Origin of the sequence: Calothrix sp. PCC 7507 (assembly GCF_000316575.1) — a bacterium.
In the GTDB taxonomy this organism is placed as follows: Bacteria; Cyanobacteriota; Cyanobacteriia; order Cyanobacteriales; family Nostocaceae; genus Fortiea.
Window position 1 is genome coordinate 2,362,918 of sequence record NC_019682.1, and the last position, 19,076, is coordinate 2,381,993.

Below are 19,076 nucleotides of genomic sequence, written 5' to 3' on the forward strand. Positions count from 1 at the left end.
CTGATTCAAAATAATACAGCACCATTTTTTTTCTGGAGAATCTTTGAAATACATGCTTGATAAAGCCCACCTTCTATATGAAGGAGGTGGTGAATTTCTACTGGTAGCAATTTTTAATAGGGTAATATTAGTCTATTGAAAGCAAGTGGAAAATCTTGTATCTACTTTAAGGAATAAAATTACAAGTTTGATTTCTATCTTGAGATTTATGAATTTTTAGTAAACAGTGTTTATAGTTAAGTTCTTAGGTGGTACGGTCACGATCACCTGATTTTATAAGTTAGGCTAACAATCATGTCCAATCAAATGATCACATCCGAGTTGTTTGCAGAGTTACCTCATCAGCAACAGGATCTGTGCGCTATTGATACCGATTTTGAGCTAGCTGGTAGTAATTGCGTTAGTAGGTTGGTAAGTTTGCCAAAAACAATCACTACCCCTCTCACCGGCAGCACAGATAACTCTATAGGTACTACGGCTCAAGTATTGGGGCGATTGAGTGCGCCAACTGTTCCTGGTGTTGGTGCATTGTCCTGATGGGCTTTTTAGCAAGCGGCATAGGCTGGGCTGTAGCATAAAACAAACTAACTTAACGATTTCCATAGGTGAATCAAAAAATCACCTGTTCCATCAAAGCACCTCGCCTCTTGAGGCTGGAAATGGTGCGTGGGGGTTCTTAAAGAATCAAAAGTGAAGTTGCTTCCTCCTACCCCTACCAAAAATTTACAATTGTTATTTTAAATATCTGACCATTACAGAACTTACCCTGTTCAATTTTTCCAGGTAGTTCTTTGATTTGCAATAAGGTTTGGTTAAGAAGTAAGAAATAGATTTCTTACTCAAAACTGAAGTTACAGTTAGCTTATTGTGCAGGATTTTTAACTGATATTTTATACCAGTTGCAAGAAGCAATTTAGCAGGACTTACGCAGCTGTCACAATTAAATGACCATTTGTAGGGTGGGCAATGCCCACCGAAACCCGTATATGGTGGGCATTGCCCAACGCCACTTGACGCCAGTTGCCTCTCCCAAGGGGAGACGCTGCACGTAGCTTGCTTCCCCGAAAAGGTACAAGTCGGGAAACCCGCCCACGGCGCTGGCTCCTTTAAGCCGGGGAACCCTAGTCGAGCAGTGACTCCCCTACATGATTAAATTCTGTGACAGTTGCGTAAGTCCTATTTAGTAGAGTGGGCAATGTACACTTTACTAATAACCAATTTAAAAAATGTAACAGATATCGCAAATTTGCTGTTAGTAACTATTAGCAGCATATGCTACTGTTTCACGATTAAGGTCAGCATATAGGTACATACGCTCAAGTATTTTGCAATTTCATGATTGCGTTAATTTGTGTTGTCTTCTTCATATAGGAATCCGATTTGAGTTTTGAAAAAATCTAAGAGGTTGTTTGAAAAGGGTATTTCCATGTCATGTTAAATGCAGCGTAGCGGAATGTAGGCGTAGCCTTCCCGTTCGCGCAGCGTCTCCGTCAGGAGAAAGCTAACATCTGGATATGTGCCCCAAACCCTAGATTCTTCTTTACGCTACACTCCAGTCAGAATGACAAAATTATACCTTTTTGGAGTTTTAAAACATCCTCTAAGTATTTGTAGCCCACCATGTTCCGGGTTTTGGTGGGCAATGCCTACTTAATATTTCAAAAATCAAATACTAGTCCTATAGGACATTGAGATAACCCTAATTTTTGTTCATCGAATAATTGAAAATAAAGGGTAAAGTGCAGTGAATTCCTTACAAAATGAGGAAAACTATTTTGAGAATAGATTTGATGATGAGCATCTGAGTTTAGTTGCAGCTAATGAATTCCTTCCCCATATTGGTAAATGGATAAATATTGGAGGAGGCGTTTTAGTCAGTACTTTGGCGATCGCTCTAGGTCTGACATCAATTCTCAATTACAATGTCACAGTCAAAGTTCCTGCAAGTATTCGCCCACAGGGAGAACTACGCGTTATTCAGCCTGCGATTAGCGGTACTGTGCAAAAGATTGCAGTCACAGAAAATCAATCCGTTACACAAGGGCAAGCGATCGCTTACATTGATGATTCCCGCCTTCAGAATCAAAAGAGCCAATTAGAAAGCAATATTCAACAAAGCCTATTACAACTCAATCCCATTGATGCTCAACTCGGTGAAATCAATGCCCAGATTACAGCACAGACAAACTTAATTAATCGCACGGTGATAGCTGCACAAGCTGAGTTAGACGGTACTCAACGCAACTATGAAGATACTCTAATCAAAGCCACAGCAGATATGACCCAAGCATCAGCCGCCTTGACGTTGGCTAAAGTACAACGAGACAGATTACAACGAGAAAAACTTTTAACAGCAACTGTGGAAGAAACAGCCGCCGCTTTCAACTTAGCTAGAACGCAACGAGACAGATTGCAACGGGAAAAACTCTTAACAGCAACTGTGGAAGAAGCTGAAGCCGCCTTGAACTTAGCAAAGGTGCAACAAGACCGATTACAGCGGGAAAAACTCTTAACTACGACTGTGGAAGAAGCCGAAGCCGCCTTGAACTTAGCGAAGGTGCAACAAGACCGATTGCAGCCAATAGTAGCGTCAGGAGCAATTTCTCGCAGTTTTTTTGAAGAAAAAGCCCAAGTGGTGAAATCGGCCCAGGCGAAGCTAGAACAAGCTAAAGCTAATGCCAAAAATCTCTTGGAAGAAAAAGCCCAAGCGGTGAAATCAGCCCAGGCGAAGCTAGAACAAGCTAAAGCTAATGCCAAAAATCTCTTGGAGGAAAAAGCCCAAGCGGTGAAATCAGCCCAGGCGAAGCTAGAACAAGCTAAAGCTAACGCTAAAAATCTCCAAGAAGAAAAAGCCCAAGCTCTGACGATCGCACAAACAAATCTAGAAAAAGCTAAAACCGCTATCAATCCAAGTAACGCCACTGTAACTATGGCATCTGAACGCATTAAACAAGAACAGGCTAGAGGTGAGGCTATCTTAGCAGCGCTGAATAAAGAAAGAGAGACTCTGCTGCAACAACGCCTAGAATTTCAAAAACAACTTGATACCACTCGCAAACAACTACAACAAGTAGAAACTGACTTGAATCAGAGTGTGGTGAGAGCGCCAATCACGGGTACTGTGCTGCAGCTAAATCTTCGCAACCCAGGACAGGTAGTGCAGCCAAGTGAAGCGATCGCCCAAATCGCCCCTCTTAACGCTCCAACAGTGATCAAAGCTCAAGTACCGGCTCAAAGCATTGACAAAGTGAAGATTGGTCAAAAAGTCCAAATGCAAGTTTCAGCTTGTCCTTATCCTGACTTTGGCACTCTGACGGGGACTGTCAAAACAATAGCACCAGATGCCCTACCAGTAGAAGCCAACAGCATTAAAGTAGCTACCTATGAGGTCACTATAGAGCCAAAAACTACATATCTCGGTAGAGGCGATCGCCAGTGTCATTTGAAAACTGGGATGGAAGGTAGAGCCGATATCATTTCCCGCCAGGAAACAGTACTCCAGTTCATTCTTCGCAAAGCGCGATTACTCACAGACGTTTAATCCCCGGACACTGAGCGTAGTCGAAGTGCAATCCCCATTCCCTAACCATGTTCCAAATATTCAAACTCGGTAAAAACTACATTCCCTAACCATGTTCCATATATTCAAACTCGGTAAAAACTACCAGTGTGTTTTACAGTCAAGTGAAGAAGACTGTGGAGCCGCCTGTATAGCCACGATTTGCAAACATTACAAACGCTTCCTTAGCATCACTCGTAGTCGTGAAGCAGTAGGTACTGGACAGCTAGGAACAACTTTATTGGGTCTAAAACGTGGATCTGACGATCTGGGTTTTCATGCCAGAGCAGTGAAAGCTGCACCTGCGATCGTAGACAGAATCCAAGAATTGCCACTGCCAGCCATCATACATTGGCAAGGCTACCACTGGGTTGTTTTATATGCCCAGCAAGGCAGAAAATACATCATCGCCGATCCATCTGTAGGTATCCGTTATGTTGATCGTGAAGAGTTAACAGCAGCTTGGAATGGAGTCATGCTCTTATTAGAGCCAGATCCAGAGCGCTTTTATGAACAGCCAAAAGAAGCAGCAAAAGGTGGCTTCGGGCGCTTTTTTCAACGCATCCTACCTTATCGGGGATTGCTAACTCATGTTTTGCTGATCAATATCGTCATGGGTTTACTGGCTTTAGGTACACCCATCCTCATCCAACTACTCACAGACGATGTTCTGGTTCGTGGAGACACTCAGTTACTCACTGTTGTTGTGTCGGCCGTGATTGTCATGAGCTTGTTCAGTAGCAGTCTACAAGTATTGCAAGCCACTATGGTGGCTCATTTTGGTCAACGGCTGCAATTAGGGCTAGTCTTGGAGTTTGGGCGCAAAATTCTGCACTTACCTTTGAATTATTATGAAGCCCGACGCAGTGGTGAAATTACTAGCCGACTACGTGATATCAATGAAATCAACCAGTTAATATCACAGATTGTCGTTCTTTTACCTAGCCAGTTCTTTATTGCAGTAGTGTCTTTCTGCTTGATGCTGTTTTATAGCTGGAAGCTGACACTAGCAGTCATCTTCATCGCGGTTTTAATGACCCTCTCGACTCTCCCTTTTCTCCCCATCCTCCAACAAAAAACCCGCAGTCTCTTGGTTTTGAGGTCAGAAAATCAAGGCGTTTTGGTGGAAACCTTCAAAGGCGCACAAGTGCTGAAAACTACAAATGCAGCTCCGCAATTTTGGGATGAATTCCAAAGTCGTTTTGGTCGCCTTGCCAATCTTACTTTCAGCACCATTCAAATCGGAATTATCAACGACACTGTGTCTCATTTCCTTTCCACCATTGGTGGCGTTATGTTATTGGGATTAGGAAGCATTTTGGTAATTCAAGGCGAGTTGAGTATTGGTCAAATGCTAGCTTTTAACGCCTTACAGGTGAATGTGCTGAATTTAGTTAACTCGTTGGTTGGTTTCGTGGATGAATATTTTCGGTCCCAAACCGCCATCTCTCGTCTCTTGGAGGTCATCGATGCTACACCAGAAGTAATCGGCGGTGGTCAAAAGCCGATTGTAAAAATCTCTGGCGGTGCAGACATTCATTGCTCCCATCTGCAATTTCATCATCCTGGGAGAGTTGACTTATTAGAAGATTTTTCTCTCAGGCTTCCAGGAGGAAAAGCGATCGCTTTAATTGGTCAGTCAGGTTGTGGTAAAAGTACTTTCGCCAAACTATTAGGTGGCTTATATCAAGCGAATTCCGGCAATATCCGGATCGGTTTTTTTAATATACAAGACCTTTCTCTTGATTCCCTACGACAACAAGTCGTTTATGTACCCCAAGAACCTCACTTCTGGAGTCGCTCGATTTTAGAGAATTTTCGCTTAGGAACACCTAACATTTCTTTTGAGGAAATTGTCAAAGCTTGCCACATTGCTGATGCAGACGGTTTTATCAGTCAACTCCCCAATCAATATCAAACTGTTTTAGGGGAGTTTGGGGCTAATCTTTCTGGTGGACAAAGACAACGATTAGCGATCGCTCGCTCAATTCTCACCGATCCACCTGTACTGATTCTAGACGAAGCGACTGCCGGACTCGACCCAGTCAGTGAATCTCATGTGCTAGACCGACTCTTGGAACATCGCAAAGGTAAAACTACAATTCTGATTACCCATCGTCCCAGTGTCGTCCATCGAGCTGACTGGATCGTGTTACTCAACAAAGGTGAAATACAACTACAAGGAACTCTCGATACTTTTCTCTCTCAGCAAGGAGAACATCTAAAGTTTTTAACAATTTGACACTAAGTAGTTGGACACAATTAAATTCATTCGTGGAGATAGGGAACAGAAAACAGAAAGATAATGTGTGTAATTAATTCTGTTTAACTACATACCTGACAAGTACATCTCAGCATCCATTGAGATTTTTCCCAAAACAAAATCGGAACTAATATTATTCCTGAATGATACCCGAATTCTTAAAAAAATCGGGTATTTTTGGTTGGCAATAACTCTAAAAAAAGAGCTATTTAACTTATATTTTGCATACTATCTTTGTTAGAAAAATAAAATATTTGTAATCAACAAAAACAAATTATTAAACTTTAAAGAAAGGATATTTTTTAAAGTTATCATGAATCCAAAGAAATATTTTTTTAATACTAGAATTATAACTTTAGACTCATTAAAATAATAAGCTAGTTATTAATAATAAAAACATAGGTGAAGAACACCTATATAACATAAGTGAGGCAATTAATTTATGTCAACTCAAATGCTCATGTCTGATTTGCTAACAGATTTATCCACAGAAGAACAACAGATTCTAGCCGGTGGACAATTTACAAGTGAAGACGAAAGTGAAGACGAAGACAAAGGTGAAAGTGAAGGTACAGGAAGAGTCCTTGGTTCCCGTCGCCTTTACAGAATTAGGAGCATAGGAAGAGCAATTGTTAGCGTTCAAAAACTGCGCTAATTTTTGGAGTTGGTGTGAGGAGAAGAATCATATAACTAGCTCAAAATATAATTTATTTTGAGCTAAACTGGGCAATTTATTATGTTCTTTTAAGGCATTAACTAGCCTGCCCAGAAAAAAAGAAAGCTAGGTTCTATAATATACTTAGTACCTAGCTTTATCCTTACTCCAAATACAAGTTTTTAATATGTAGCTAAAGTGTTAGCCATTTTTGCACTCATCAATGTGTTTTTAATAAATGGGTGTGACCCTAAACCAAACCTTTGCATGAAATTGAGGTAAACAATTATGTCATCACAAATTATCACATCTGATTTGCTCATGGATTTATCCATAGAAGAACAACAGCTTCTATCTGGTGGAAAAAAAGGAAGCGATGATGACGACGACTGTTTAGAAAAATGTTTGAAAGATAAAGGATGCTGGAAAAAGTACAAAAAATGTTACGATAAATGCGATTGATAGGACGACTGATTAGTCAATCAATCGTATTTACTCGCTAGTTTGGTAGTTTAAAGTTTCCAGTAGCTATGGGGAAGAGTAGGATTAATTCTATTCTCCCCTTACTACATGTCTAAATATTTTTTTGACTAATTTTAATTTTTAATATTTGAAAAGGCATTTCGTATAAGTCAAAAGTCAGATATTTATCTAATTTATTTCTAACTATAGAATAATTTAAATTGGAGGGAAATATTTAATTATAGACATATAGGTAATGCCAACCTATATAAGTAAGTGAGGTAAAAAAATATGTCGTTTCAAAGCATCACATCTAGCTTGCTAATTGATTTATCCACAGTGGAACAGCAGCTTCTAAATGGAGGACAAGTATCGACTCCAGGGGGACAAACTGCGACTCCCAGAGAAGGAGTATCCAGTCCCGAATCCGTCGAAAATGACACAGAAGAAAGTTCCGAGGAAGATACGTCATCTTGTTCTAAATCCCGCCGTCGTCGCCGCTTTCCCATACGCCTTTCTGGCTATCTTTATTACAGATAATTGGGCGAAAACTCCAAATTTAGGAATCGCATAATTTAGAATTTGGCAAATAACGTTTCATACCTATTTACAACATGGAGGGAATTAATCATGTCAAATCAAGTCATCGACTCTGATCTGCTTGTGGAATTATCCACTGAGGAACAGCAGCTTGTATCTGGGGGAAGTTATGGTATCTACGGCGGCTATTCCCCTTCCAGTAAATTCTTTGGTCGTTGTGGCTTCTTTGGTCGTCGTAGCTTCTTTGGTCGTGGCTTCTACTAAGACTATAAAGGCAATAGATTAGGTAGTCTCATAGATGAAATTTTGTAATTACTGGAGGATAGAGAAGACTTGCATAACTTGCTCAAAATAAATCAAGTTTTGAGCAAGTTTAACATTCTCCTAAAAGTAAATTATGCCTCTAGCTGTATAGATTTTAATACTGCCGATCGCTCCCATATCCAGTCCTGTAAAATCGGATTAACTAACTCAGGAGCTTCATCTTGTGGACAATGTCCCACTCCTTCTAAGGGGATAAACTTTTGCACTTGCGGGTAATTCGCAAACTCTCTCCCCAAATCCACTGGTTCCCAAGGGTCAGCTGTACCCCATAAAATAATTGCTGGACAAGGTAGCAAAGGTAAAAGGTCTTCAGGTAGAGGCCCTGTTGAATAAGCGGTGAACGCCAAGAACACTGCAGCAGCACCCGGATCACTTGCTGGTGCAGTCAGTATATCTACTAATTCGTCTGTCACCGTTGCCGAATCAGCATAGGCTTGCAGTAGAATCTTCCGCACAGTTTTTGGCTTGGCGACTTGATTGAAAAAGAACTCGCCAACTGGTTTTATAGATAATAAACGTTGTAAGAAGGGTGCGCCAAAACGACGCGACCAGGGTAAAGTTGATCTTTTGCGATCGTGTAACAGCCTTAGAGAACAATTTAGCAAAGCAACACCCAAGGCAATATCAGGATTGCTCACTACTGCTTGCATAGCTACAATACAACCGATAGAGTTTCCCACTAAAAAAGCTGGTTCATTCACCACTTCCCGGCAAAAATCTGCTACTTGCTGTCCCCAAGTTTCTAGTGTGTAAGCAATTTTTCCCCCTGGTTGAGGTTTAGATGAACTACCAAAACCAATTAAGTCAAGAGCGTAAACACGACAATTCTCTGCTAGCACAGGTATATTTTGCCGCCAGTGCCACCACGAAGCTCCAAAACCATGTACGAGGACAACAGCTGGCCCAGTGGTTCCTTGGGTCTGATAGCTGATGGGAAATCCTTGCCAAATCCAAGTTTTGGGTGAGGTAAATGTGTTTGTAGAAGTTGTCATGATCAATTAAAGCGATGGATACAAGGTTCAGACATGGATTTTTTCTCACCGGAGGCTGCGTTATTTTGTTTGTTATTCAAATAAATAGTTTAGTAACTAATCCCCAGTCCCTAATCCCCAGTGCCTCTTACATCAGTAATGTTACTTATATTAATTATAATTTACATTTCGTAATTTTCAGTTTTTTCTCCCAAGCAAGATTACTGAAACTACTGCAATACTTTTACTATTTGTGGTAGCTAGTTTGTGAAAATTACAAGCTTATGGGATGTAATGTGATGAAATTAGCACCAGTGTTAGATTCAGTAGTTTTACAATTTACGACAAGCGAATTGGTCTATAAAATTGTGGGATATTAAGCATCTGCTAAGGAGTAGTTTGAACTGGAAAGTGACGCTGAATTTAACAAGATTTTTTTGTTCCTACTTCCTTCGAGTTCAAGAAGATGACCATACTAGAAGCAATTGATACTCCTATTGGCAGCTATGCACCAGACTTTGAACTGCCAGGAATTGACGATCAAGTACACCATCTCAGCCGTTACCTAAATAAATTTCGTGCAGTTGGTGTCGTTTCTATGTGCAACCACTGTCCTTATGTAGAGTTGTATCTAGACAGACTAAAAAATATTCAGGCAGAATTTATTCAAAGCGGTTTTACGATAATTGGACTTAATGCCAGTGAAGCTACTGGAGATGCTAGATTAAGCTTGGCAAACTTGAAAGCTTTTTCTCAACGTCACAATTTGAATTTTCCTTATCTGTGGGACCCAACTCAAGATGTGACCCGGAGTTTTGGTGCTAGGAAAACACCAATGGCTTTCTTAATAGATGGAAACGGTATAGTTCGCTATAAAGGTCAGATTGACGATCGCCCCCACAACCCATTAGCTGTGGGAGAGGACTATCTCAGAAATGCGATCGCCTCTCTGTTTAAAGATGAAGAAATTCGTCAGCCGGAAACTCCAATAGTCGGTACTTCATTGATCTGGCGTGACTAGACACAGATAGTCACCAGTACTGCTATCTTAAATTGGAGGCAATTGCAACTTTTTTGATAAAGCGTAACTTCATGGGAACGAATTACCGACGGGTTTTACTCAAACTGAGCGGTGAAGCCTTAATGGGCAACATGGGCTATGGCATTGATCCAGAGGTGGTAAAAGAAATAGCCGAAGAAGTAGGAGAGGTGGTAGCCACTGGCGTTCAACTCGCCATTGTCGTTGGCGGCGGCAATATTTTTCGTGGCGTCAAAGCGGCGTCGGCGGGGATGGACAGGGCAACCGCTGACTACATCGGCATGATTGCCACGGTAATGAACGCCATGACGCTACAAGATTCGCTGGAACGAATAGGCGTACAGACGCGGATGCAGAGTGCGATCGCTATGCAAGAATTAGCGGAACCATATATTCGTCGTCGTGCCATCCGTCACCTAGAAAAAGGACGGGTGGTAATTTTTGGTGCTGGTTCGGGAAATCCCTTCTTTACTACTGATACCGCTGCAGCCTTAAGAGCCGCAGAAATTGATGCTGAAGTGATTTTCAAAGCCACCAAGGTAGACGGAGTTTACGATGCGGACCCCCATATCTATCCTGACGCCAAACGTTACACTAGTCTCACTTACGCGCATGTGTTGGCTAAAGATTTACGGGTAATGGATAGCACTGCAATTGCCTTGTGTAAAGAAAATAACATTCCCATTCTTGTATTTGACTTAACGGTGCGAGGTAACATCCACCGTGCAGTCCTGGGAGAATCCATCGGTACCCTTGTGGGAGGTTCTTGTGAAATTAGCTGAAGCTGAGAGTACAATGCAAAAAACCGTCGAGGCAACTCTACGGGCTTTTAACACAATTCGCACTGGTCGCGCTAATGCCAGTCTATTAGATAAGGTAGTGGTGGAATACTACGGTTCTCCGACTTCCCTCAAATCACTGGCTAACATTAGCACGCCAGATGCCTCGACAATTCTGATTCAGCCCTACGATCGCAGTAGCTTAAACATAGTAGAAAAAGCGATTTCCCTATCTGACCTGGGTTTAACCCCCAGCAACGACGGTTCTGTGATTCGGCTGAACATTCCGCCCTTAACGAGCGATCGGCGCAAAGAATTCGTCAAAACGGCTGCCAAATATGCCGAAGAAGGACGTGTTGGTATCCGCAACATCCGCCGTGATGCTTTAGACTCTATCCGCAAACAAGAAAAAAGCGCGGAAATTTCTGAAGATGAAGCGCGGGATCAGCAAGACAAACTACAAAAATTAACCAACAAATACACCACCAAAATAGATGAATTGCTGGCGGAAAAAGAAAAAGACATCTCAACTGTCTAAATTTTCTCAGTGCCACCCACACCCACTACCCTAATCTCCGGTTGCGGTAATATCAAGGCTGAAGGATCAAGTGTAAATTCTTCAGCCTTGGTTTTTTCTAAGAATGTTTCTTAAAATTAGCTATCATGTATGACTGTATCATCGTCGGTGCTGGGCCAGCTGGTGGAACCGCTGCATATCATTTAGCCAAGCAGGGGCGCTCAGTATTAGTTGTAGAAAAAGAATCTTTGCCCAGATATAAACCCTGTGGTGGTGGTGTATCACCAGCGATCGCCCAATGGTTTGACTTCGACTTTAGCCCCGCAATTTCTTTGAAGGTAGACACCTTTCGCTGCACTTTGAAAATGGGTGATGCAGTAGAAAATAAACTAGAAATTGCCGAACCCGTATGGATGGTACGACGTGAAGTATTTGACCATTTTCTAGTCCAACAAGCCCAAAAACAAGGCGCTCAACTACAAGACAACACAGAAGTCACAGGAATTGAGCTAAAAACCGATCATTGGCAAGTAAACACAGCCCACGAACAATTTACAGGCCGCTACTTAATCGCTGCTGATGGTGCCAAAGGCCCAACAGCAAAATGGCTGGGCTTCAAAGACCGCAAACGCCGCTTGGCAGGTGCTTTAGAAGCAGAAATTCCTGCCAGTGTAGAAAACTGTTCCACTTTTCACTTTGACTTCGGCACTGTCAAAAATGGCTACATCTGGAACTTTCCCAAAGCCGACGGTTATTCTGTTGGGGTTGGTACATTCATCGGCAACGAACCCCAAGATTATAAAAAGATATTAACTGATTACGTCCATAATATTGGTTTGGATGTCAAAACTTGCAAGCAGTATGGTTATCCCATTTGCCAGTGGGATGGCAATCAAAAATTGCATACCCAAAATGCGGTTTTGGCTGGGGAAGCAGCTTGTATAGTAGACCCTTTTACAGCAGAAGGTATTCGCCCCTCAATTTTGAGTGGTTTACTAGCAGCAAACGCCATTCATGAAGCCCTTTCTGGCGATATAAACGCTTTAGCAAAATATAGCGATGCGATTAACGAGCAATGGGGCGCTGATATGGCTTGGGCGCAAAAAATAGCTCTAGCATTCTATCGCTTTCCCAGCCTTGGCTACAGAGTCGGTGTGAAGCGCCCCCCTGGTGCCCAAGTTATGGGTAAAATTTTCTCTGGTGAACTGCGTTATGAGGATGTTGCTGCTCGCGCCCTCAAGCGTTTAATTCCTGGTTTTGGGGGTTAGTACCGCAGGGCGGAAGTCAAAAGTCAAAAGTCAAAAGTCAAAAGTTAAAGCTTGTACCTGTTTGAAATGGTAGCTTTATTTCCGCCGTGCTGTACTAAGCTAAAATTTTCGACAACGAACCTTGAAAGGGCTGCAATAATATTGCCAAAACTTTCTTGACCTCTTTAATGTAGTATTCAACTGAGTCGATGCACAAAGTACTCTGTTCTAAAGTTAAAAATCTCCAAGCAGTTCCACTCGTCACGGCTCCATAGATGACTGGAATTTCATTTCCTGCTCTTTGATTAAATATTTGAGCAGCAACCATCGTCGCAGCACATTGCCCTAGCCCCGCAATAATATTCTCATTTTTGGCTTCGATTATTGTCACCACTGGAGCGCTGATAAAGTACTGCTCACTGGATGCGCTGAGAATAAAGTCGCAAAACCCTGAGAGTCCTTGAGCAGGATTAACATTGAACTCTGTGCCAGAAAACAGGCTGATATGATAATTTAACTGTCGTCTAACTTCAGACAGCATGGGAGCAATCAGAAATTCAGAACGGGCTTTTTCACTGTTGATAGCAGTTGCTAAACTGAGGTTTTCATCCAGTAGCCGCTTCAGCAAGTCGGATGGCTGCACTTCTTCTGTAGACTGAAACAAATTGCGTGTTTCTTCTAGATTTAAGCCCAGTGCATCTTGGGCTTTAGCGAGAGTAAATTCACTGTACGCCATCGGCTTTTTCCTTATTGGGGAATGGGGACTGGGGATATAAGGGAGATAATAACCTTGACACTTGACACTTGCACAGACGCGATTAATCGCGTCTCTACTCTTGACCAACGCCAAATGACAAATGACCAATGACAACTATTAAAAATACTCAGAAAACAGCCAAAGAATCACCCCAGTTCCTAGTATGCAAATAATCCCGGCTAAACCAGCTAGGGGTTTTTTATGCTTACCCGTATACCATTCGGAGACTGTGCTTGTGTAAGTAATCAGTTCTGCTGTGTCTAGAGTAGCGATCGCCCATACCCATCCTGCATGTAATCCCCACGCTATCCCTAAATTACCGCGATCGGCAAACCTGGCCAACACTAGCACCATTCCCATGAGCCACAGTCCTGGTAGTTGGGGGATAGTTTCATGTTGCTCCCAAACTAAGTGTAGTAAAGCAAAAATTAAGCTAGAAATTATCGCTGCTACCCAAATTGGGTAATCCTGCTCTAATTCAGTAAATATAAAGCCCCGAAAAACTAACTCCTCTATCCCACCTACGAATAGCGCAATTAACAAAGTCGGTAGCAAAATGGATGGTACGCGCTTAAAATTACACTGCTGCCATTTACACCAACCTAAGTAGAATTGGCAGGTAAATACAGCCACTAGTCCCAGCACTCCCAAGCCAAAACCTAGTAGCAAAGAATTGACAATTGAGCTATTTTTGACAAAGCCGTAATCAGAAAAAGCCCTAAATCCTAGCCAATTAATTCCCCATAGAACCAAGGGAGCTAATAAATAAAGGGGTACCAATAAAGGAATTTTTTGCTCTGGCTGTAAAGGTTTTCCAGGTCGCCAATTAAGTATTATTGCTGATACTATTGCTACTGGCAACCAAAGAAATACCCAGACAGTAAAAAAAGTCATCACTACAACTAATACTGGTGCATCTTTGAGAAATGCCAGTAAGGTGTCGGCTGATGACTCGAATAAGGTTATGAAAATCGACACAAAAAACACGACCAACTTCTTGAAACAGTAGATTTCTTGGTTATTAATCAAGACTCTACTAAAATTAGTGACTTATGCAAGAGGTTTAATCGTATTTTTTGCTGCAACAAGATTGTCAGAGTGTAAATGCTAGTTCGCTGCAGTGATAGGGATAAGTTATCCAGCATTCACCTTCAACTTATCCCCACCAAGAGAAAAATTTATTCCTCTTCGTCTAAATCTTCTTCATCTGATTCATCTTCAGAGTCTAAATCGGGCTGGGTTAATTTTTTATCACTTTCACCGAGTTGAATCAAGTGAATGTGCTTATATCCCAGTCTAATTTCAAATTCATCTCCAGGTTTTAAACCCATTGCTTTGGTGTATGTAGCACCAATGACAATCTGACCGTTTTGATGCACGCTAACTCTATATGTCGGTTCGCGACCGCGTCCATCTTTAGGTGCTTCGGGACTTAAGGGAATTCCTCTAGCCGATAGCAAAGCATCATAGAAGTCAGTGAGATTGACACGAACCTGGTTATTCTTAGTAACAGTGTAATAGCCGCACTGTTTGGCTCTTTCTCGACGTGGTAGGCTGGAAAGTTCTTTTACTTTACCAAGCAGTGCTTTTCCGGTTAATGGTGCGGTTGCAGTTTCAGTCATTACGCTCAAAATTTCCTTACTTTCTCCAAACTGATAAACTATATCGTCGTCATGCCAGTATTTAGCTTTTTAGCATCTGCACAGAGCGAACTGAGACCCTAGGGTGAAGGGTAAATTCCTGCTGATAGAGAGGAATATAAAGTGCCTCTATTATGGTTACCCACAATAGATCAGAAGTCATGGTCATCACAGGCATTAAATTCGGTGGTTTTACGGCACTTTTAACCATTATTCGCCATTGGAAATGAAATTATTTTTTCTTTTGGCGCTACTGTAGCGGCGTAACTTGAAGCCACTTTTACGAAGTATGTTGTTTCCACGACTTATTGGCCGTAGAACCAAAAAATCACAGGTTTTCCACTTTCAGTGCTTACCTTTTTTGCCCTTGAGTTGTAGGACTTACCCCACTCATCCTCTCCAGCTTTGGACAGCTTGGTATTTGAATCGGGTTCTACAGGAATACACCCTTTTATCCTCCCAGTAGAGACGTGAATTTTCTTGTCTCTACATTACGAATCAACAAAGTGCTAATAGCCGCGCTTGTACGGCTATTGATACTGGTTTTGTTTTTTCGTAATTTTATATTAAATACTAGCATGGACTAATAATAGCAAAATAGTTGTTTTATTTTGAATTAAAGTTACAGATAAATTTTTATCTAAATCTCCTAGCTCCAGGGAGGTAAAAAACGGAAAAAGCGTTGTGAGGTTTCCGGACAAGCTATTTTTCAAGACAGCAGTAAGGATTTTTCTAAAGCTTTATTACGGTAGTGACGATGGTAGTAAGGATTTTATAAAAATTCATCTAATTCAGATAAGCAGTTTTGAGGTGTGAGTTACATCCTGGGATTTTTACAGATTGAAAGGAGACAAAAAGTGAAAAGTCTTAGGTGTCCGGGTTTCCCGGCGTGAGAACTTTTCAAAAAAGCGAAAAGTTTGCTGGGGCGGATTACCTGTAGTAGGAAACTTTTCAAGAAAGGGGTGGAGGTTTTTAGCTGTTTGTTTATAGCCGTGAGGCAAAAAGCAGTGAGTGTATTCTGTACTTCTGTCTGTGGGAAGAATAAATCTTCATGCATCTGTCTGATGCTTGATTGGGGGTACCAGATGTCATTATCAGGTTTAACATTTCTATATAATCAAAAATTCCCATTTTGTGACCTACTGAGGTGTTTTTACTGCCAATCGCGCTGATTGCTGTGAAAATTCAGATGTAGCGATCGCCTCAGATGGATTTAATTTGGCTATTTTCCCTAAGCGGGGAATGATCGCCAGTTCCTCTGGTAGTGAACTCAAGGAAAATGTTGGCAGTGAAATTGCTAGATTACAACAGATCCCGTCGCCAAAAGCTCAGGTAAATACCATTCCAGAAATCACGGTTGCACCTTTGGGGAATATGCCTGTGATTAAGGATTTAGTTGTGAATATGGACAACTTCTGGAATAATTTGGAGGCAGTTACCCCCTATGTGAGTACAGCAGCGCGACAAGTACCAGAAAGGGAATTTCTGCAAAGCCCGGAAGAGCGATCGCGTCTTGACCAAACTGGCAACTGTATTATGTGCGGAGCTTGCTATTCTGAGTGCAATGCTCGCGAAGTTAATCCCGAATTTGTGGGGCCTCATGCTCTCGCCAAAGCTTACCGCATGGTGGCAGATTCTCGCGATCGCACAACTGAAAGTCGTTTAGAAAGTTATAACGAAGATACTAAAGGCGTTTGGGGTTGTACCCGTTGTTTGTACTGTGACTCAGTTTGTCCAATGGAAGTAGCACCATTAGAGCAAATCACCAAAATTAAACAAGAAATTCTCACACGCAAACAAGCCAGCGACAGCCGCACAATTCGCCACCGCAAAGTCTTGATAGATTTAGTCAAAGCCGGCGGCTGGATTGACGAACGACAATTTGGTTTACAAGTCGTCGGGAATTATTTTCAAGACCTTAAGGGATTGTTGAGTCTTGCACCCCTGGGTTTAAGAATGTTATGTCGCGGTAAATTCCCCCTTTCCTTTGAATCTTCCCAAGGAACCCAACAAGTGCGATCGCTCATCGAATCTGTGCAAAAAGTCGAAGGGAATGGGGAATAGGGACTGGGGACTGGGGACTGGGGAATAAGATTTGTTCTTGACCCTTGACCCTTGCCCTTGACTCCTGACCCCTGACTCCTGAATTCCCTAACGTGGTTCTTGCGGGATATTCAATGGTCTGCCAGAGCGGTCATAGACTAAAATATCCCATTGCCCATTGTTACTAGACTCAAAAGCAATCCTACTGCCATCGGTGCTAATAGTGGGGTTGCGGACTTCTGCTTGCAGATTCGCGGTCAAATTTCGTGATTGGCGGGTTTCCCGGTCATAGAGAAAAATCGCCGATCGCCCTTGACGACTAGCCGCAAAAACAATGTAGCGACCACTTTCAGACACACTAGGATGAGAAGCGATCGTATCTAAGGAATTTAAATCTGGTAAATCAATTAAATTGCTAGTTAGCCGATCAAACAGATAAACATCTTGGCTACCCCGTCTGTCGCTGGTAAAAACAATATATCTCCCAGAAATATTGGGATTTAATTCCGAAGCCAAACTGTTGAGACTCCTTCCCCCCGGATCAAAAGGATAACTCAGCAGTCGAGGGTAGCCAACACAGCCAGTTAACAAAGTTAAACAAGTAAAAATAGGTATAAAAATAGCGCGGGTCATGTCAGTTATCAGGTATCAGTTATCAGTTATCAGTTTCTTGTACTGAGTGACTGCCTTGAGGAAAGTCGAAAGGAATCGAAGTATCAGTTTGTTGACTGATTACTGTTCACTGTTCACTGATTACTGTACCCCAGGCGGTGGAGCCACGGTAGAACCGTTAGGAATATCTAACTCCATAGTTGGCCCCCGGTCTAGGACTTCAATATCCCATTGACCACGGCTGGCGGTTTCAAATACTATATAGCGTCCATCGGGACTGATACCAGGGTTTCTGACCCAGCCGCGATAGATGGGGGTGAGGATTTGTGATTGTTGTATAGCGCGATCGTAGAGCGCTACCACTGGTCTACCTTGATCGCTAGTAAGATATACAATATAACGCCCTGTGTAGCTAAGGCTAGGACTTTCGGCAATTGTCTCCGGTCGATTTAAACCCGGCGTAGCAATAAAGCTTTGTGTTTCCAAATCAAACACTAGCAATTGCTGATTACCATTCCGATTAGAAACAAACGCTAAAAAACGCCCATTGCCACTCAAACTCGGTTGCTCCTCAGTGTAGCGACTGTTGAGGGAAGTAGAGACAAAAGGGATAGTACCAGGACTACAAGAGACAAGCCCACCTGTCAAGCTAAAAAACAGGCTCCAATGAATTGGTCTTTGGAGCCAAAATCCAGACGTAAATTTTTTCACCTCAAAAGTTTTCCGTCGCCTCTAAATCTATCTTCACCTTGGTTGTTTTAATAACCATCAAATTTGTTGGAATTATCCTCATCCTCATCTGGTTTTTCCAGTGGTTTGTATTCTACATAATCAGTTGGGATGGCTTCGTCATCTTCCCGCTCTCTGCGAGTCACCGAGTCACTAGGTGGGCGTCGTCTTCTCTGTCTGGGAGCAACATCCTCATCACGACTTTCTGGGCGCTGAGGCGCATTATTACCACGACGAGAAGGTTTTCTAACTTCGTCCCCTGAACTGTCCCAATCATTAACTTCTCTAGACCCAGCACCCCAATTATCTTCATCATTTCTTTCAACAGGACGACTCGCTGGTCGCGCAGGATTGCGGCGGCGGCCTTTATCAGTTGGTTCCTGCTTGTCCCGACTATTGCGGCGTTCTGAACTGCGGGGAGGCTGATCTTCATAATAGTCATCACGAGGCGATCGCTCATCCCTGCTACCTCTAATTCTGGCACGTACAGGGCGATCTTCCTCTTCCTCATAAGGCAATGGATCTAACTCTGCATCCACCTCAGCCTGATACCGCCGATTATAAGAATATTTGTTGCTCACTGGACGGTCTTCGTCCACAATGGGAGTGTTACGTTTAGCTTGCTGGGTAGCTATACTCCTTAAGCGAATACTTTCAACCGCAAAAAACACAGTCGTACCCACTAAAAGCAACTGACCAAATTGCAAAATCGGGTCTAGTCGCCAACCTTGGAAGATTAAAATAAAACCGCAAAGTAAGCCCACCGCTGCAAAAAAGATATCTTGATCTCGTGACAGTTCCGGGCGCACAGTTCGGAGAAAATATAGTGCTGCCCCAGACACAGCCAGGAAAATTCCCAGAATACTGGCTGAGTTAGTCCCGAAATTTACCTGAGCCAGAAGACTGGCTGAGTTCAGCCCAAAATTTAGCATTGCTGTT

At 42.4% G+C, this 19,076-nt stretch carries 19 protein-coding genes; 12 read left to right on the forward strand and 7 right to left on the reverse strand.

The window, feature by feature from the left end:
- Positions 1–294: 294 nt before the first annotated feature.
- From CAL7507_RS10285 to CAL7507_RS32315, 7 genes are all read left to right on the forward strand, one after another.
- Positions 295–537: a hypothetical protein gene (locus CAL7507_RS10285; RefSeq protein WP_015128403.1), complete on the forward strand. Its 243-nt coding sequence runs from the start codon at positions 295–297 to the stop codon at positions 535–537.
- A 1,207-nt stretch (positions 538–1,744) separates the two neighbouring features.
- Entirely contained in the window at positions 1,745–3,541 is a 1,797-nt protein-coding gene (locus tag CAL7507_RS10290; protein WP_015128404.1) for an HlyD family efflux transporter periplasmic adaptor subunit, read from the forward strand.
- Positions 3,542–3,632: 91 nt separating this feature from the next.
- Entirely contained in the window at positions 3,633–5,801 is a 2,169-nt protein-coding gene (locus CAL7507_RS10295; protein ID WP_015128405.1) for a peptidase domain-containing ABC transporter, read from the forward strand.
- A 463-nt stretch (positions 5,802–6,264) separates the two neighbouring features.
- Entirely contained in the window at positions 6,265–6,477 is a 213-nt protein-coding gene (locus CAL7507_RS10300; RefSeq protein WP_015128406.1) for a hypothetical protein, read from the forward strand.
- Between the two features lie 288 nt (positions 6,478–6,765).
- Entirely contained in the window at positions 6,766–6,939 is a 174-nt protein-coding gene (locus tag CAL7507_RS32310) for a hypothetical protein (protein ID WP_015128407.1), read from the forward strand.
- Between the two features lie 291 nt (positions 6,940–7,230).
- Complete coding sequence (locus CAL7507_RS10305; protein WP_015128408.1) at positions 7,231–7,479, forward strand: hypothetical protein; 249 nt, start codon at positions 7,231–7,233, stop codon at positions 7,477–7,479.
- Between the two features lie 90 nt (positions 7,480–7,569).
- On the forward strand, positions 7,570–7,743 hold the full coding sequence (locus CAL7507_RS32315) for a hypothetical protein (RefSeq protein WP_015128409.1): 174 nt from the start codon (positions 7,570–7,572) through the stop codon (positions 7,741–7,743).
- Positions 7,744–7,874: 131 nt separating this feature from the next.
- Here CAL7507_RS32315 and CAL7507_RS10310 read toward each other — a convergent pair whose 3' ends face one another.
- A complete protein-coding gene (locus CAL7507_RS10310; protein ID WP_015128410.1) occupies positions 7,875–8,795 on the reverse strand; it encodes an alpha/beta fold hydrolase in 921 nt (306 codons plus the stop codon).
- A gap of 445 nt (positions 8,796–9,240) precedes the next feature.
- Here CAL7507_RS10310 and CAL7507_RS10315 point away from each other — a divergent pair, with 445 nt between their 5' ends.
- The 4 genes from CAL7507_RS10315 (at position 9,241) to CAL7507_RS10330 (ending at position 12,377) form a co-directional block, all read left to right on the forward strand.
- The gene (locus CAL7507_RS10315) at positions 9,241–9,795 is read left to right on the forward strand and encodes a thioredoxin family protein (RefSeq protein ID WP_015128411.1); all 555 of its coding nucleotides are present in this window, start codon (positions 9,241–9,243) and stop codon (positions 9,793–9,795) included.
- Between the two features lie 71 nt (positions 9,796–9,866).
- Positions 9,867–10,595 carry a UMP kinase gene (pyrH, locus tag CAL7507_RS10320; RefSeq protein ID WP_015128412.1) on the forward strand — a complete coding sequence of 243 codons (729 nt, stop codon included), beginning with the start codon at positions 9,867–9,869 and terminating at the stop codon, positions 10,593–10,595.
- Positions 10,582–11,130, forward strand: coding sequence for a ribosome recycling factor (gene frr, locus CAL7507_RS10325; RefSeq protein ID WP_015128413.1), 549 nt, complete (start codon positions 10,582–10,584; stop codon positions 11,128–11,130). The genes pyrH and frr overlap by 14 nt, the downstream gene beginning before the upstream one ends.
- Positions 11,131–11,255: 125 nt before the next feature.
- The gene (locus CAL7507_RS10330) at positions 11,256–12,377 is read left to right on the forward strand and encodes a geranylgeranyl reductase family protein (RefSeq protein ID WP_015128414.1); all 1,122 of its coding nucleotides are present in this window, start codon (positions 11,256–11,258) and stop codon (positions 12,375–12,377) included.
- A gap of 94 nt (positions 12,378–12,471) precedes the next feature.
- Here CAL7507_RS10330 and CAL7507_RS10335 read toward each other — a convergent pair whose 3' ends face one another.
- The 3 genes from CAL7507_RS10335 to CAL7507_RS10345 all read right to left on the reverse strand — a co-directional run bounded on the left by CAL7507_RS10335 (position 12,472) and on the right by CAL7507_RS10345 (position 14,735).
- Positions 12,472–13,092 carry a hypothetical protein gene (locus tag CAL7507_RS10335; protein ID WP_015128415.1) on the reverse strand — a complete coding sequence of 207 codons (621 nt, stop codon included), beginning with the start codon at positions 13,090–13,092 and terminating at the stop codon, positions 12,472–12,474.
- A 138-nt stretch (positions 13,093–13,230) separates the two neighbouring features.
- Positions 13,231–14,100 carry a CPBP family intramembrane glutamic endopeptidase gene (locus CAL7507_RS10340; protein WP_015128416.1) on the reverse strand — a complete coding sequence of 290 codons (870 nt, stop codon included), beginning with the start codon at positions 14,098–14,100 and terminating at the stop codon, positions 13,231–13,233.
- Between the two features lie 191 nt (positions 14,101–14,291).
- Positions 14,292–14,735 (reverse strand): AbrB family transcriptional regulator, encoded by a 444-nt coding sequence (locus tag CAL7507_RS10345; RefSeq protein WP_015128417.1) that lies wholly within the window; start codon positions 14,733–14,735, stop codon positions 14,292–14,294.
- Between the two features lie 1,260 nt (positions 14,736–15,995).
- Between CAL7507_RS10345 and CAL7507_RS10350 the strand changes: the two genes are divergently transcribed.
- Entirely contained in the window at positions 15,996–16,817 is an 822-nt protein-coding gene (locus CAL7507_RS10350) for a succinate dehydrogenase/fumarate reductase iron-sulfur subunit (protein ID WP_236556978.1), read from the forward strand.
- 87 nt (positions 16,818–16,904) lie between these two features.
- Here the strand turns inward: CAL7507_RS10350 and CAL7507_RS10355 are convergent, their stop codons facing one another.
- The 3 genes from CAL7507_RS10355 to CAL7507_RS10365 form a co-directional block, all read right to left on the reverse strand.
- Entirely contained in the window at positions 16,905–17,429 is a 525-nt protein-coding gene (locus CAL7507_RS10355; protein WP_015128419.1) for a TolB family protein, read from the reverse strand.
- 120 nt (positions 17,430–17,549) lie between these two features.
- Positions 17,550–18,119: a TolB family protein gene (locus CAL7507_RS10360; RefSeq protein WP_015128420.1), complete on the reverse strand. Its 570-nt coding sequence runs from the start codon at positions 18,117–18,119 to the stop codon at positions 17,550–17,552.
- 47 nt (positions 18,120–18,166) lie between these two features.
- Positions 18,167–19,069, reverse strand: a complete 903-nt coding sequence (locus tag CAL7507_RS10365; RefSeq protein ID WP_015128421.1) for a Ycf66 family protein — start codon at positions 19,067–19,069, stop codon at positions 18,167–18,169.
- Positions 19,070–19,076 lie beyond the last annotated feature (7 nt).